A 15163-nucleotide genomic window follows, 5' to 3' on the forward strand; every position below is an offset into this window, starting at 1 on the left:
CGGCACCCGATTCGACCGGATAACATCAGCGTCAGCAGTTCATCGCCGTTCCCCCCGAGTACCGAGTGAGAGCAAACATGATTCTGGCCGCCGTCACCGATACCCTGGCGCAGATCGGCAATCCGACTCCCGAAGCACCCCCGATGTCGGACAAGATCTTGCAGCTGGTGCGCTACTTCACCTGGTTCATCCTGCTGTCGGGCGTCATCGCCATCACCTACGCCGGCGGCAAGTTCGCCTGGGAGAAGTGGACCGGTGGCGGACTCGAGTCGCCGAAGATGATCGCGGGCGCGATGATCGGCGGCGCGGTCGCCACCAGCGCGGGCACGATCATGAACGCCATGCTCTGACCCCTGTCCGCTCGGCGCGGTCCGGACAACTCCGGGCCACCTCGACCGGCAAGGCATCGCGACCCGAGTTCTCTTGTTCGGCAAGAGAACTCGGGTCGTCTGGCGTGCGAGGTCTCGAGTGTCGGCACATGGCAGCTACCTCCTTTCGTGCGCTGGGGCCGCGCGGCTAGGCGGCGAGGCGGTCCAGGAAGGCGAACAGGTTCTCGCGGACCCGCTGCGCCTTCTCCTCCGGCGTCAGATCCTCGCGATACCGGCTGCCCAGCGCGGGCCGCTTCTTGTTGCGGGCATACAGCGAGCAGGCCAGATCGGTGCAGATGTAGCTGCCGATCGTATTACCGCGCCGTCCCGATTCCCCGGCCTTGTTCGCGGTCATCAGCGAGACGCCGCCGCCGGTGTGGGTGGTCAGGCAGAACGCGCACATCTGCGTCTTGCCCGATCCGCCGGTCTCGTGCCGCAGGGCGACGCTGACCAGCTCGCCGTCGCGCGGGACCGACAGATAGCAACGACCTGGGTACGAGGGATCGGTCCAGCCGAGGAAGTCGAGGTCGTCCCAGGGACGAGCGTCGAGGTCGCGCGGCACGGACAGGCGTTTGGCGTCGCCCTTCGAACAGTTGACGAACGACGACCTGATGTCGCGTTCGGTGACGGGCTCCATGGGGTGTCCTTTCGGTGTGGTGGTCACAAACGATAGACACGCTAACGATGTGCGCCGCGGGCGACAACAGATTTTCGGCCGGGTCCTGCACACGGGTGGATTCGTTCCGGTGCGCCGGGCCGCCGTGCGGATGACCTCGATCTCAGGTGCGGTGAGGTATCGGCACGATCGGCGGATTCGCCCTGACGGCGCTGGTGCGGGTCGGACACGACGTGCGCGTCAAGGCTTGGCCGATCGATGTCGCCTACCCTCGCCGTGTCCGGATATCCAGGCCGAAAGGAAGTTCCCATGATCTTCATCGTCGTCAAGTTCACGGTCGCCGACGACTACGTCGACGACTGGTTGACCCGCACCGCGCCGTTCACCGAGGCCACTCGCGCAGAGCCGGGGAACCTGTGGTTCGAATGGCACCGCAGCGTGGACGATCCCGCCGAATTCGTCCTCATCGAAGCGTTCCGGGATGAGAAGGCCGGCGCCGACCACGTCGGCTCCGACCACTTCCACGAGGGATTGGCGGCGATGCGCCCGGCGTTGCGGGAAACACCACGGATTCTGCACACCGCATTGCCCGAGACGGATTGGGCGCGGATGGGTGAACTCGACATCGACGCCTGAGCGTTCGTCGAGGGCGGTGAGCGTGCGAATCGCCAGCGTCGAAGCGGGCACGGGGCGATCCAGCGGTGGCTAGCCGATGATGCCCGCGGTGCGGGCGGCGCGGAGCCAGTCCGGGAATTCGCCGAGCAGACGGCGGTAGAGTTCGGCGTCGTCGACCTGGTCGATGTCGTCGAGGGCGAAGAAGCCGGCGTTGTCGACGATGCGGCCGTCGAGTTCGTCGAGGGTGCGCAGGACGCCGAAGTTGGCTTTGCCGAGGCCGATGAATTGCCAGAAGGCGGGCAGGGCCGCGGCTTCGCGCATGAGGGCGGCGATTTCGCGTTTCTTGGCGAAACCGCCGTCGGTGAAGAACAGGACCAGGGTGGGGGCGGCGCCGGCGGTGAGGGTGTCGATGACGGCGCGCATCACCGGGAGCTCGTCGTTGCGGCCGCCGATGCTGTCGTAGTCGATGCCGTCGTGGGTGCCGGTCAGGTGCAGGTAGGTCTGCGCCCAGTGCTCACCACCGGCGACCGTGATGTCGGGCACTTTGGCGAAGGTCAGCGCGTAGAGGTAGGCCTCGAGGGAGCCGTCGTCGTCGAGCTGGGTGGCCACCGGGATCATTCGCTCCACCACACGGTGGACGGTGCCGCCGCGGTACAGCTTCTGCATGCTGCCGGTCTTGTCGATGACCAGCACGACCCGCGCCCGCGTGCCGAACGCGCTCTTGTCGACGAGTACCTTCGCGACCTCGCGTTTGCGCAGGTCCAGCTTCTCGCGCTGCTCGAACGACAGGGCCGCCTCGCCGGGCACGGTCCGCACCTCCCACCGGTCCGAGGCCGGTGCCGCCACCTCGGGCTCGTCGTCCACGCTGACCCCGTGATCGGTGACCAGGTCGGCGAACCCGCCGGCGTACCCCTGCCCGACAGCGCGCACCTTCCACTGCTCACCGCGCCGGTACAGCTCCAGCGCGATCACCACCGACTCCCGGTCGAGACCCTCGATCACATACTCGTACAACGGGTTCCCGGCCGCATCGGCCACCGACGCCACCGGCGCGACGGCCGCGCCGAGCGTATCCCCTTCGGCCGCGACGGTGATCACCGCGCGAATCTGTTCGATGTCGGCGGGCACGGTCGCGAACGTCACCACCAGTTCCGACCCGTCGAGCCGAACCCCCGGCGCCTCGGGCTGATTGAAGAACACGAAATCGGCGTCCGAGCGCACCTTCCCGGCCGCGGTCACCAGCAGCGCGGACAGATCCGCGGGCACACCGCCCCGCACGGTCAGCATCACCTTCGGCTGCGCCAACCCCGCGTTCTGCCCCTTCACCAGCCCAGCAGCCACCGCCACTCCTTCTCCGTCGGCCGTTCTGCCCTCACCCTAAGGGCAGTGACCCCGGTGGGCAGCGGATCCCGGGACGAGGCCCCACTGTCAGCAGCGTTGGTACCTTCGCGCGAAATGCGCCGACTCCGGCGAGGTATCGCGGTCGAGTTCGAGACAGCCGCCGACCAGCACGCGGATATCGGAGGTTGTGCGCCGAACGACCCGGTAGTCGACCACCGCGTCCGGCCGGGCCAGCAACGGAAGGTGTCGTTCGGCGAGCTGCCGTAACCGGGCGGCGGCGAATTCCTCGGTATCAGGCGGGAACACCGTGACTTTCATCGTGCGACCCGCCGTGTCGGGCAGGTCGATCACCGACACCTCGACGATGGCCGGGGTGGGTGGATCGGTCAGGAGCCGCTCCCACAGCGCGAGTTCGCTCTCGGACGGAAAGCGGGGCGGCGGTCTCGGAGCAGGCCGGACTCCAGCTTCGAATAGCTCTGCTCGAACCGCCGATCCCCGAAGTAGGAGTCCGATCCTCGGCCGAGGTCGATCAGGGTCGTATCGCCGTGATACCGCGGCGGTACTTGCACCGCGCCCGTGACCCGGACGACCGATGCCGCCTCGGGCGGAGTGGCCTCGTCGTCGAGTCGCACCTCGAGCTTGGAGATGTAGTACGAGTTGTCGCCGTAGAACAGCCGCCATCATCGACGCCATGGTCGGCACAGTGAAGCGCATGTCATTCGTCCTGCCGGCCATAGGTACGAGTTTCGGGTCGAGCGGCGACGGCATCGACTGTAGGGGCGCGTCCTAGATCCAGCCCTTCTCCCTCGCTTTGAGGGCGGCCTCGTAGCGGTTGGCGACGCCGAGTTTGCTCATCGCCGAGGACAGGTAGTTGCGGGTGGTGCCCGGCGAGAGGTGCGCGCGGCGGGCGATGTCGTCGACGGAGGCGCCGTCGGCGGCGAATTCCAGGACGTCGGCCTCGCGGGCGGTGAGGACGGTGTCGCCGGCGCTGATGGCCTCGGCCGCCAGCTCCGGGTCGACGTAGCGGCCGCCGCGGTGGACGGTGCGAATCACCTCGGCCAGGGTCGCCGCCGAGGTCGTCTTGGGCAGGAAGCCGCGAACACCGGCGGCGAGTGCGCGTTTGAGATATCCGGGCCTGCCGTGGCTGGTGACGATCAGCGTGCCCGCGCCCGGGGTGATCCGCTGCAACTCGACGGCGGTGTCGACGCCGTCGATCCCCGGCATCTGCAGGTCGATGACGGCCACCGCCATCGGTGCGGCCGCCTCGGCGCGACGCCGCCACAGGTCGACCAGTTCGGCGCCGGAACCCACGTGCGCGACGACCTCCAGGTCGGCTTCCAGGTCGAGCATCGTCGCCAGCGCGGCGCGGATGAGGGTCTCGTCGTCGGCGAGGTAGACCGGAATCACAGCTTCTCCCAATGGATTTCGAGGGTGAACTCGGTGTCGGTGGCGGTGACGTCGAGCCGCGCGCCGACCGCCGCGAGCCGTTCGGTCAGGCCGCGCAGCCCGGATCGCTCGCCGATGGTGCCGTGCGGTCGGTCGTTGCGCAGCGACATGCCCCCGCTGCCGAGCGCCAGGGTCGCCAGCGTCGCCGCCGAGTGTTCGACGATGTTGGTCGTCCCCTCGCGGACCACCCAAGCCGCGACATCGTGGAATCGTCGGGGCACCTTGGCGGCGTCACCCTCGACGACGAGTTCGCAACCCACCGCCGACAACAGCGACCGCGCCCCGGCCACCTCGCCGCGCAGGTCGATATTGCGGTAGCCGCGCACCAGCGTGCGCATCTGGCCCATCGACTCCACCGCGAGCCCGCGCACCGCCTCCATCTCCGCGACCGCCCGCTCCTGGTCGCCGGCACGCGAGAGCGCCACGGCCAGTTCGCTTTTCACCGCGATCGCGGAGAACCCACGACCGACCACATCGTGCAGGTCGCGCGCGAAGCGCAGGCGTTCCTCGGCGACCTGGAGCTCGGCCTCGACGAGTTTGGCGCGGTCGAGCTCGTCGATGATGCCCAGGGCCCACACCGTCAGCAGCGTCATGCCGACGGCGAAGATCCCGCTGATCAGCAGTACCGCCGCGGTCCGCACCCCGCCTTCCGGCGACGGCGCGAAGACCAGCCCGGTGACGAGGCTCAGGCCGACCATGATCCACCACTTGTGCCGGGTGAACGGAACGACCGCGAACAGCGCGAACAGCGCCGCGAACACTCCGCTCAGGCGAGCGACGGCGACGATCGATTCGGCGGTGGCCAGCTGCGAAACGACCGCGCCACCGACCCACAGCGCGGCCAGCGTCGCGGTGGCGACCGGCAGCATCCACGGCCGCGTGACCATGCCGGCCACCGTGGCGAAATCTGGTTGCGCCTCCACCGCGACGACGGCCGCGGCGCCACCGACGAGGATCGCGGGGATCGCGGCCGCCGAACTCAGGCTGGTCGTCGACGCGATGACCAGCCCGGCGATGGCCGCCTGGAAGGTGAGCCGCGAGTACAACCGGAACTTGGCCGCGCTCGACAGCTCGTGCCACCAGGCGGTCCAGCGCCTCACCCCCGGTCGTCCCAGCGGAAGCTCTTGCGGGTCAGCGCGAGCGCCAGGACGGTCCATATCGCCAGTGTCGCAAACGCCGGGCCGGACGCGGTGAGGGTCCCGGCCGGGGTCAGCACCGGATCGGCCGCCGCGGCCGTCGCGGTCTTGCCGGACGCGCCGAGGAACACCAGGTCGGAGACGGCGGCGAACGGTGTCCAGTCGGCGAGCGCGGCCAGCCGGTCGGGCAGCACCGCGCGGATCGACGCGAGCCCGAGCATGGCCAGCAGCATCACCGGCAGGGAGGTGATCTGGGCGGCCTCGGCGTTCTTGGTGACCGCGCTGGTCGCCAGCGCGAGCAGCGCGAACACCGCGATCCCACCGAGGAGTGCGGCGATCATCAGCGCCGGATTCACCGGTGCGGGCGCCCCACTGCCGTAGACGACAGCGAGAACGGCCACCGCGCACGCGAGGGTCACCAGCACGCCGGGAACCGCTGGGGCGGTCTGGATCTGCCAGTCGGCGGCCTCGCCGGTGCGCAAACGTCTCAGCACGCCCTCGCTGCGGCGGGTCGTCACCATCGACAGCACCGAGTAGTACTGCACGAACACCAGCGCCATGAGCGCGAGCATCTCGATGGCCACCGCGGCCATCGCGGCCGTGGGTTCGGTGTCCTTGCGGGCGATGAAGTAGGTGACCAGCGGAATCCCGACCGGGAACAGCGTCGCCAGGTAGACCAGGGTCTTGTTGCGCCGGAACTGCAACCATTCCGCCGCGGCGAGGGCGGCGAGCGGGCGGCGACGAGGCGCGGTGGCGGTGGTCATCGGCGGGCTCCGATCAGTGCGGTGGCGGGCGCGGGGGTGGTGTCGTGGTCGCCCGCGATGTCGAGGAAGACCGATTCGAGGGAGGCGGCGCGGGCTTCGAGCCCGGTCAGCCGGACCCCGGCCTCGCGGGCCCAGTCCAGGAGTGCAAACAGATGCCCTTGGAGGTCGTCGGTGCTGACGGTGACGCGCTCGTTCGCCTCGATCCGCGCGCCGTGCAGTGGCGGCACCGGCAGGCCGGGATGATCGAAGACGATCCGCGACGGATGGCCGTCGACGATCTCGCGCAGCGTTCCGCGTCGCGCGACCGTGCCCTTGTCCATGATCACGATGCGGTCGGCCAGCGACTCGGCCTCGTCGAGGTAGTGCGTGGTGAGCACCATCGTCACCCCGGCCGCTTTCAGATCGGCGAGCAATCGCCACGTCGCGCGGCGGCTTTCGGGATCCAGGCCGGTGGTCGGCTCGTCCAGGAACAGCAGGCGCGGCTGCCCGAGCAGCGCGCAGGCCAGGTCGACGCGGCGCTGCTCGCCGCCCGAGAGCGACCCGACCCGCACCGCGGCGCGCTCGACCAGGCCGACCTGGGCGAGCACCGTCTCCACGGTGGTCGGATCGCTGCACGTCCCGCGCCACATCTCCAGCGTCTCCGCGACGGTCAACTCGGCGGGGAGTCCGCCGGATTGCAGCATGATCCCGACCTGCGGCCGCACCTGATCGCGGTGCCGGAGCGGGTCGAGGCCGAACACCTCGACCCGGCCCGCCGACGGCGCGGCGAGCCCCTCCAGCAGATCCAACGTCGAGGTCTTGCCCGCGCCGTTGGTCCCCAGCAGCGCGAAGACCTCTCCCCCGACGATGTCGAGGTCTACCCCGGCGACCGCCTCGAACGCCTGCGCACCGCGACCGTAGGTGCGGCGCAGCCCCCGCGCGGAGATGACGATGTCGTTCATCGTGTGCCCCTTTCTCACACTCCCCACGGTCATCGACGCGGGTGCCGTCCGGTAGTACGCGCGATCACCGTTCAGCGATGAGTCCTGCACGGGCGGACGATGACAAAAGTCATGCGGCCGGGCGGACCGGATCGACCACGGCCCGTGGATATCCGGGGTCAGCGGCGGCGCAGCGCCGGGTCGAGCAGAGACGGTGGGGTGTCGTGCTTCTCGTCGGGGGCGAGGTCGGTGCCGGGGGTGACGATGGCATCGATCGCGTCGAGGACGTCGGCGGACAGGGTCGTGTCGGCTGCCGCGAGCTGAGAGTGCAAGTGCGCCATCGTGCGTGGGCCGATGATGGCGCTGGTGACGCCGGGGTGAGCGGTGACGAAACCGAGGGCGAGCTGGATCAGGGTCAGCCCGGCCTGATCGGCCACCTCGGCCAGCTGTTCGACGGCCGCCAGCCTGGCCTGGTTGACCGGGAGGGTGGTGTCGAAGCGTTCGGGCATGAACGCCGAACGGCTGGTGGCGATCTCGCGGTCGGCGCGGATCGCGCCCGAGAGCCAGCCGGAGGCGAGCGGACTCCACGCCAGCACACCCAGGCCGTACTCCTGGGCGACCGGCAGCATGTGGGTTTCGATGCCGCGCTGCAGGATCGAATAGCTGGGTTGCTCGGTGACATAGCGACCCAGGCGATGCTCCCGCGCCGCCCACTGCGCCTCGACGATGCGGTAGGCGGGGAAGGTCGACGAGCCGAAGTAGCGGATCTTGCCCGCCTGCCGCAGGTCGGTCAGCGCCGACAGCGTCTCCTCGTCGCGCACGCTCGGATCCCACCGGTGGATCTGATAGAGGTCCACGTGATCGACACCGAGACGGCGCAGGCTGTCGTCGAGCGCGGTGACCAGCCAGCGGCGCGAAGCGCCGCGGCGGTTGCGCTCCTCCCCCATCGGCAGGCTCGCCTTGGTGGCGAGCACGAGATCGTCGCGACGGCCCGCGACGGCCTTGCCGACGAGTTCCTCCGACTCGCCGCTGCCGTAGAAGTCGGCGGTGTCGATGACATTGATGCCGCCCTCGATCGCGACGTCGATCATGGCGGTGACCTCGGCCTGCGTGGAATTCCCGAGCGCGCCGAAGTTCATCGCGCCGAGCGTGAGGCTGCTGACCCGGACACCGGTCCGGCCGAGGCTGCGGTACTGCATGCGCTGCTCCTTCGTGAGCTGTGCGAGTTGGTTCAGGTCGCCGGATCTGACATCCTGAACAAACGGAACGACGTTCCGATAATCAACATACGGAACATGGTTCCGTTTGCCAACCCTGGAGGTGACGGCACTGTGGCCGACAACGACAGCTCGCCGCCGCGCAAGCGCGCCGACGCCCGACGCAACCAGCAGAGCCTGCTCGAGGCGGCCGCGGCGGCCTTCGTCGCCGCGGGCGTCGACGTTCCGGTCCGCGATATCGCCGCCGCGGCCGGCGTCGGGGTCGGCACCATCTACCGCCACTTCCCCACCCGTGCGGACCTGATCGTCGCCGTCTACCGGCACCAGGTCCAAGCCTGCGCCGAGGCGGGACCCGCCCTGCTCGCCGCCGAGGACTCACCGCATGCCGCCCTGACCGCGTGGATCGAACTGTTCGTCGACTTCCTCGTCACCAAACACGGTCTCGCCGAAGCCCTGCAATCCGACGACGCCGCCTTCGACACCCTGCACGCCTACTTCCTGGACCACCTGCTGCCCGTCTGCGCCCAGCTGCTCGATGCCGCCACGGCGGCGGGCGAGATCGGCCCCGGCACCGATCCCTACGAGTTCCTGCGCGCGGTCGGCAATCTGTGCATCGGCGCGGGAAACGATCCCCGCTATCAGCCGCGTCGCGTGGTCGGGCTACTCGTCCGGGGATTGCAGGGGTAGGAATTCGTCATCGCCGCACGAATCATTTCGGCACCGGAGCGAGCTGCTCGCGAGCTCCCGCGCGCGGCGACGGGTTTCGAACCAGCCTTCGGTGCCCGCCCTTTCGGCGGGCTACCGTCGATCACGTGACCGATCCCGGAGCTGTCCGATCCGCCCGTAGCCGAGTCGCAGCACCATCCGCCCCGGCGGCTCGACCGACGTTCGTCCTCGTCCACGGCGCACACGGCAGTTCCGCCTCGTGGTCGGCCCTGTTGCGGGAACTGGCGCTGCTCGGCCATCGCGGCCTGGCCGTCGACCTGCCCGGACACGGCCTCGACGCCCACTTTCCGCTCGCCTACCAGTCGCCCCAGGACCTCGACACCCTCGCGGCGCAGCCCTCGCCATTGGCGTCGATCACCTTGGACGACAACGTCACCCACGTCCTGGACACAGTGCGCCGAGTCCACGAGTACGGGCCGGTGGTTCTGGTCGGCACCAGCGGTGGCGGCGCGACGATCTCCGGCGTCGGAAACCGGGCACCGGAGCTGCTGGCCGGAATCATCTACGTCTCGGCCTGGTGCTGTGTCGAATTGCCCAGCGTCGCCGCCTATCTGGCCGCGCTCGGACATCACGGCGTCGCCGAGACGATGGTCAATTGGCGCTCGGCCGATCCCGGGCACCTCGCCGCGCTGAAGCAGGGCCTGATGGCTGACGCCACCGACGATCAGTTCCGCGCGTGCCTCAACATGCTCGAACCGGCCGACTCGGCGCAGGTCCTCGCCGCCGACAGTCGCGTGCGCGTCGCCACCTGGGGACGAATCCCCCGCACCTACATCCGCCTGTCCCTGGACCGCGCGATCCCCCTGGACATGCAGGACCGGATGATCGCCGAAGCCGATGCCCTGACCCCACACAACCCGTTCACCGTGCACACCGTCGAGGCCAGCCACCTGGGCGTCTGCCTCCGCGCGGCCGAGATCGCCGCGATCCTGGCCGGCCTCTCCCCGGCGAGCGGAACGTTCGGGTGATCGACCGTTAGTGACCTGCGTCACTCCTTGTCACATCGGGTGGGCCGGTGACGTCTTATGCCCGAAGCCCTCGAGTGAAGGAGAGACCGATGAGCGAGAAGATCGATGTGGTCGTGGTCGGTGGCGGGTACGCGGGTGTGATGGCGGCCAATCGGCTCACGCAGCGGGCCGACGTGGCGGTCACGGTGATCAATCCGCGGGGGCGGTTCGTCGAGCGGATTCGGTTGCATCAGCTGGTGGGCGGGACCGATGACGCGGTGGCCGAGTACAGCGATGTACTGGCGCCGGGGGTGCGCCTGGTGGTCGACGCGGCGACCGGGATCGACGCGGCCGCGCGCACCGTGGCGCTGGCCGGCGGCGACACGATCGGCTACGACTATCTGATCTACGCGGTGGGCAGCGGCAGTGCCGCGCCGCGGGTGCCGGGCGCGGCCGACTTCGCCTATCCGATCGCGAGTCTGGAGGAGGCGCAGCGGCTGGCGCCGGTGCTCGACGCCACGGCGGCGACCGCCGCGGTGACGGTGGTCGGCGCGGGACCGACCGGGATCGAGACCGCTGCCGAGCTGGCGGAGCGGGGCCGCGCCGTGACGCTCATCTGCGGCGATGTGCTCGGCCCGTACCTGCACGCCCGCGGGCGGCGCGCGGTCACCAAGCGACTGAGCGCGCTCGGCGTGACCATCCTCGACGGTCCCGACGCGAAGGTCGTCGAGGTGACCGCGGAGGCCGTGCGGCTCAGCGGCGGTCATACCCTGCGCAGCGCCGTCACGATCTGGACCGCGGGCTTCGGTGTGCCCGACCTGGCGACCCGCAGCGGCCTGCGCACCGATGCCGTCGGCCGCTTGCTCACCGACGAGACCTTGACCAGCGTCGACGACGAGCGGATCGTCGCCGCGGGCGATTCGGCGGCGCCGTCGAACCTGCCGTTCCGGATGAGCTGCCAGGCCGCGGGCCCTTTGGGCGCGCACGCCGCCGACACCCTGCTGCGCCGGATCGCCGACGAGCGCCCCGACCCGATCGACCTGGGCTTCGCTGGTCAGTGCATCAGCCTCGGCCGTCACGCGGGCATCTTCCAGTTCGCCGACAAGGACGATGCCGCCAAGTGGTACCACCTCGGCGGGCGCCCTGGCGCGAAGCTCAAGGAATTCGTGTGCGCCCACACCATCAAGCAATTGGCCACCGAAGCGCGGAAGCCGGGCACGCACAGCTGGGCCAAGGGCGACCAGCGCGCGCAGCTGTTGCGGGACCGGGCCGACACCGACGCGACGCGCACCGCCGCGCACGCCGGGCACCGGTGACCGCGCGGCCGGGGCGGCCCCGAGGACCGCGGTAGGTCATCGGGGCCGTCGGTCCGGGCGTGCGGACCAGCAGAGTGGCGCGCACGGCCGACGAGCGGACAGCGCCGGTCAGATCGTCAGCGGCGAAGTAGTGAGGCTCCAGAAATCGGCGTAGCGGCCGCCGCGATCGAGCAGCTCCGCGTGGGTGCCTTCCTCCACGATGCGCCCGCTGTCGACGAAAATGACGCGGTCGGCGCTGCGGACGGTCCGCAGCCGGTGCGCCACCAGCACGACGGTGCGGCCCGCCATCAGACGTTCGATGCCCTGGTGCACGGCCGCCTCGTTCACCGGGTCCAGGGCGGAGGTGACCTCGTCCAGCAGGACGATGGGCGCGTCCTTGAGCAGCGCGCGGGCGACCGAAACCCGTTGCCGCTCACCGCCGGAGAGCAGCGCACCGCCCTCGCCGACGGCGGCGGACCAGCCGCCGGGCAGTCGTTCGATCACCTCGTCCAGACGCGCGGCCGTCGCCGCCGCGCGGACCTCGGCGTCGGTGGCGTCGGGACGGCCGAGGCGGATGTTGTCCTCGATGGTGCCGTCGAAGAGGTAGACGTGCTGGAAGACGATGGCGATGCGCGACATCAGCGTGGCGGTGTCCATCTCGCGAACATCGACGCCACCGATCCGGATCGCGCCGGCGTGCACATCATGGAACCGCGCGAGCAGTTGGAGCAGCGTGCTCTTGCCCGCGCCGGACGGCCCGACGATCGCGAACCGCTGTCCCGCGGGCACCGTCAGCGACAGGTCGTCGACGACGGTGCGATCGCCGTGCCGGAAGCCGACTCCGGCGAACTCCAGGTCGTGCCGATCCGGGACGATCGGCTGCTCGGGTTCGGGCAGCGGCTCCAGCCCGAGCAGCTCGTCCAGCCGGGTCAGTTGCGCTCGCGCGCTGCGCAATCGACCGCCGATCTCGGCCAGCGACAGCAGCGGCTCGGCGCAGCGAGCCGCCAGGACGAGGATCGCCAGCAGTTCGGCCGCGCCGATCTGACCGCCCAGAGCGAGGGCGGCGCCGAGCGCGAGCAGCGCGGTGAACACGACCTGCACGGCCAGCGTCAGCCCGACGATCCCGGGCAGGGCCGACAGCGCGGATCGGCGCGCGGCGCGCTGGAGTCCGCGCAGCGCGTCGTCGAGCAGGCCGAAGCGTTCGGTGGTGCGGCCACCGGCCCGCAGTACCGGCTGGGCCTGCAGGTATTCGATCACCCGCCCCGCGGCCTGCTGGTCGCGGTCGTGTCGTTCGGCGTCGGCGGCGGCCATCGCTCGCCCCGTCCACCCCTGGATCGCCGCCACCAGCGGCACCGCGATCAGGGCCGCCAACCCCAGCTGCCAGTGGAACGCGAGCATCACGACGACGATCGTCAACGGCGTCACCACCGCGCCGACGAACGGCGCGAGCAGATGCGCGATCACGCTCATCGCCTCCAGCACTCCGCGACTGGCGAGCACCGACACCTCGCCGACCCGGTCGGGGCCGTACCAGCCCAGCGGCAGCCGGGCCAGATGGTCGCCGAGCCGGTGATAGGTGCCGCGCAGCAGCGTGGTGCCCGCGCGGAAACCAGCCAGATCGCTGAGATAGCGCAGTGTGCCGTAGCAGGCGACCGCGATCCCGAACCCGAGCAGCCACGGCCGGGCGCCGGCCGGATCGTCCCCGAACAGTTCCCGGAGCACCGGCACCAGCAGGGCATAGGACAGGCCTTCGAGGATCGCGGTGGCCGTCATCAGCGCGACGGTGCGGCGCACCGGACCGGCATACCGATGGCCGAGCACCCGCAACAGGGTCCGGATCATCACTCGTCTCCTTCGTGGGATCGCCGCAACCCGGCGAACTTGCCGTGGCCTGCCAGCAGGCGCGCGGGCGCGCCGCGCTCCACGATCACGCCGTCGTCCACCATGACGACGGTGTCGGCATCGGCGATCGTCTCCAGCCGGTGCGCGATGACCAGGATCGTCCGGTCCGCGCGCAGGCTCGACAGTGCTTGGCGCACCGCTTGTTCGGTCTGTGGATCGGCGAAGGACGTGGCCTCGTCGAGCACCAGGATCGGGGTGTCGGCCAGCAGAGCGCGGGCCAGGGCGAGTCGTTGCGCCTCACCACCGGACAGGCCGGCCTCCACGCCGAGCACTGTGTCGTATCCGCGCGGGAGTTCGGTGATCCGGTCGTGGATGCCCGCCAGCCGGGCCGCGTGGACCACCCGCTCGTGGTCGGCGTGCGGGACCGCCAGCGCGATATTGTCGGCCACCGACGCCCGCAGCAAGCGCACATCCTGGAAGACGAACGACACCTCGCGATACAGCCGGTGACTGCCGATCTCGCGCAGGTCGACGCCGCCGAGGGTGATCGTGCCGCCCGTCGGATCGAAGAATCGCGGAAGTAGCCGCACGAGCGTGGATTTGCCGCTGCCCGACGGCCCCACGAGGGCGGTGACCGTCCCCGGCTCCAGCACCAGGTCGATCCCGCGCAGCACCTCACGGTCGGCGTCGTAGCCGAACCGGACGCCGCGCAGTTCCACGCGATGCCCGCGCGGCTCGACGGGCGCGGCCGGCTCGGGCAGCGGTTCGACGTCGAGGACGTCCCGGATCCGCCCGACCGCGCGGCCCGCGGCCTGCAGGTCGTCGAAGCCGTGGCCCAGCGCCGCGACCGGGGCGGTCAACCCGAGGCCGAGCAGCAGGAACGGCAGCAGATCGGCGGGCGCCATCGCGTCCGTCGTGATCAGGAACGTGCCGCCGACCAGGACCACGAGCAGCACGAACGGGGGCGACAACGCCAGCTGCATCGCGGCGGCGATCGGCGAGAGCCCGCGCGCCCAGCGCAGGAACGTATCGGCGAAATCGTCCACCGCCGAACGGAATCGACGGTGCGCCCGGTCGCCGCCGCCGAACGCCTTGACCTCGGCGATGCCCTGCACGAACTCCACCACCGCGTCGGCGATGCGGCCCATCGCCGCGTCGAACTCGGTTTGCTCGCGCTGCCGGGCCCCCGTCATCATCAGCGGGACCAGCGCGATCGCCGACAGCACCGGGATCAGCGTGATCAGCGTCAGTCGCCAGTCGACGGTCACCAGGTAGATCAACGACACCAGCGGCACCACGAACGCCGATACCAGCTCGCCGGGCGCGTGGGCGATGAACGGATGCACCGCGCTCACATCCTCACCGACCACCTTGGCCAGCTCCCCGGTGCCGCGCCGGGAGAACCAGCCGATCGGCACCCGGCCCAGATGGTCCGCCAGCTGCCGCCGCAACGACAGCTGCACCGTGCTGTCGAGGACGTGCCCGAGCCCGGAGGACGCGGCGGTGCAGACCAAGCGGACGAACAGTCCCGCCGCCCCCAGCACCACCACCAGCCACACGTGACCGTGGTCGACCGGGCCGGCCGACAGCAAGGTGCGCCCGAGCTCGACCACGGCCAGCAGCGGCGCCAAGCCCGCGACGGCGCCGACGACTTGCAGGATGAGCACGGCCGCGAATCCCCCGAGATGCGGGCGCAGCAGCGCGGTGAGGCGCGGACCCGCGGACCCGATATCCGGCGGCGGGGCGGACATCTCCCTTACCTCGACAAGGTCGGTGGTGGTCATCGCTGTCCCTTCTCCTCGCACAACAGCGGCATCAGCACAGGTCAGCGACCTGATGTCGACACTCGCGTCGTTTGAGAAAGTCACTATCTCTAGCAAGTGACTGTAGGTAAGCAATTACAGACAGTCAATGTCTGTAGCGAGTCACT

General features: G+C 70.1%; 15 protein-coding genes. 5 read left to right on the plus strand and 10 right to left on the minus strand.

What is annotated here, in order from left to right; genetic code table 11:
• Positions 1–77 precede the first annotated feature (77 nt).
• Positions 78–350 carry a hypothetical protein gene (locus ATM97_RS16550; RefSeq protein ID WP_110040220.1) on the plus strand — a complete coding sequence of 91 codons (273 nt, stop codon included), beginning with the start codon at positions 78–80 and terminating at the stop codon, positions 348–350.
• A 166-nt stretch (positions 351–516) separates the two neighbouring features.
• Here ATM97_RS16550 and ATM97_RS16555 read toward each other — a convergent pair whose 3' ends face one another.
• The gene (locus ATM97_RS16555; protein ID WP_218718914.1) at positions 517–1005 is read right to left on the minus strand and encodes an FBP domain-containing protein; all 489 of its coding nucleotides are present in this window, start codon (positions 1003–1005) and stop codon (positions 517–519) included.
• Positions 1006–1293: 288 nt separating this feature from the next.
• Between ATM97_RS16555 and ATM97_RS16560 the strand changes: the two genes are divergently transcribed.
• Positions 1294–1620 carry a putative quinol monooxygenase gene (locus ATM97_RS16560; RefSeq protein WP_218718915.1) on the plus strand — a complete coding sequence of 109 codons (327 nt, stop codon included), beginning with the start codon at positions 1294–1296 and terminating at the stop codon, positions 1618–1620.
• Positions 1621–1689: 69 nt separating this feature from the next.
• Here the strand turns inward: ATM97_RS16560 and ATM97_RS16565 are convergent, their stop codons facing one another.
• From ATM97_RS16565 to ATM97_RS16595, 7 genes are all read right to left on the minus strand, one after another.
• Positions 1690–2940: a VWA domain-containing protein gene (locus tag ATM97_RS16565; protein ID WP_308248508.1), complete on the minus strand. Its 1251-nt coding sequence runs from the start codon at positions 2938–2940 to the stop codon at positions 1690–1692.
• A gap of 87 nt (positions 2941–3027) precedes the next feature.
• Complete coding sequence (locus ATM97_RS16570) at positions 3028–3291, minus strand: hypothetical protein (protein ID WP_218718916.1); 264 nt, start codon at positions 3289–3291, stop codon at positions 3028–3030.
• Positions 3292–3726: 435 nt separating this feature from the next.
• Positions 3727–4347 (minus strand): response regulator transcription factor, encoded by a 621-nt coding sequence (locus ATM97_RS16575; protein WP_218718917.1) that lies wholly within the window; start codon positions 4345–4347, stop codon positions 3727–3729.
• The gene (locus ATM97_RS16580) at positions 4344–5486 is read right to left on the minus strand and encodes a histidine kinase (protein ID WP_308248509.1); all 1143 of its coding nucleotides are present in this window, start codon (positions 5484–5486) and stop codon (positions 4344–4346) included. The genes ATM97_RS16575 and ATM97_RS16580 overlap by 4 nt, the downstream gene beginning before the upstream one ends.
• Positions 5483–6286 (minus strand): ABC transporter permease, encoded by an 804-nt coding sequence (locus ATM97_RS16585; RefSeq protein ID WP_218718919.1) that lies wholly within the window; start codon positions 6284–6286, stop codon positions 5483–5485. Before ATM97_RS16585 ends, ATM97_RS16580 begins: the two co-directional genes overlap by 4 nt.
• Positions 6283–7227 carry an ABC transporter ATP-binding protein gene (locus ATM97_RS16590; protein WP_218718920.1) on the minus strand — a complete coding sequence of 315 codons (945 nt, stop codon included), beginning with the start codon at positions 7225–7227 and terminating at the stop codon, positions 6283–6285. The genes ATM97_RS16585 and ATM97_RS16590 overlap by 4 nt, the downstream gene beginning before the upstream one ends.
• 158 nt (positions 7228–7385) lie before the next feature.
• The gene (locus ATM97_RS16595) at positions 7386–8405 is read right to left on the minus strand and encodes an aldo/keto reductase (RefSeq protein WP_218718921.1); all 1020 of its coding nucleotides are present in this window, start codon (positions 8403–8405) and stop codon (positions 7386–7388) included.
• 132 nt (positions 8406–8537) lie between these two features.
• Between ATM97_RS16595 and ATM97_RS16600 the strand changes: the two genes are divergently transcribed.
• The 3 genes from ATM97_RS16600 (at position 8538) to ATM97_RS16610 (ending at position 11412) form a co-directional block, all read left to right on the plus strand.
• On the plus strand, positions 8538–9110 hold the full coding sequence (locus tag ATM97_RS16600) for a TetR/AcrR family transcriptional regulator (RefSeq protein WP_308248510.1): 573 nt from the start codon (positions 8538–8540) through the stop codon (positions 9108–9110).
• Positions 9111–9235: 125 nt separating this feature from the next.
• Positions 9236–10117: an alpha/beta hydrolase gene (locus tag ATM97_RS16605; RefSeq protein WP_218718923.1), complete on the plus strand. Its 882-nt coding sequence runs from the start codon at positions 9236–9238 to the stop codon at positions 10115–10117.
• Positions 10118–10206: 89 nt separating this feature from the next.
• Positions 10207–11412: an NAD(P)/FAD-dependent oxidoreductase gene (locus ATM97_RS16610; protein ID WP_218718924.1), complete on the plus strand. Its 1206-nt coding sequence runs from the start codon at positions 10207–10209 to the stop codon at positions 11410–11412.
• A 108-nt stretch (positions 11413–11520) separates the two neighbouring features.
• Here ATM97_RS16610 and ATM97_RS16615 read toward each other — a convergent pair whose 3' ends face one another.
• Positions 11521–13233: an ABC transporter ATP-binding protein gene (locus ATM97_RS16615; protein ID WP_218718925.1), complete on the minus strand. Its 1713-nt coding sequence runs from the start codon at positions 13231–13233 to the stop codon at positions 11521–11523.
• Positions 13233–15017, minus strand: coding sequence for an ABC transporter ATP-binding protein (locus tag ATM97_RS16620; protein ID WP_218718926.1), 1785 nt, complete (start codon positions 15015–15017; stop codon positions 13233–13235). The genes ATM97_RS16615 and ATM97_RS16620 overlap by 1 nt, the downstream gene beginning before the upstream one ends.
• Between the last annotated feature and the right edge of the window lie 146 nt (positions 15018–15163).

This window comes from Nocardia sp. MH4, assembly GCF_019266065.1.
In the GTDB taxonomy this organism is placed as follows: Bacteria; Actinomycetota; Actinomycetes; order Mycobacteriales; family Mycobacteriaceae; genus Nocardia; species Nocardia canadensis.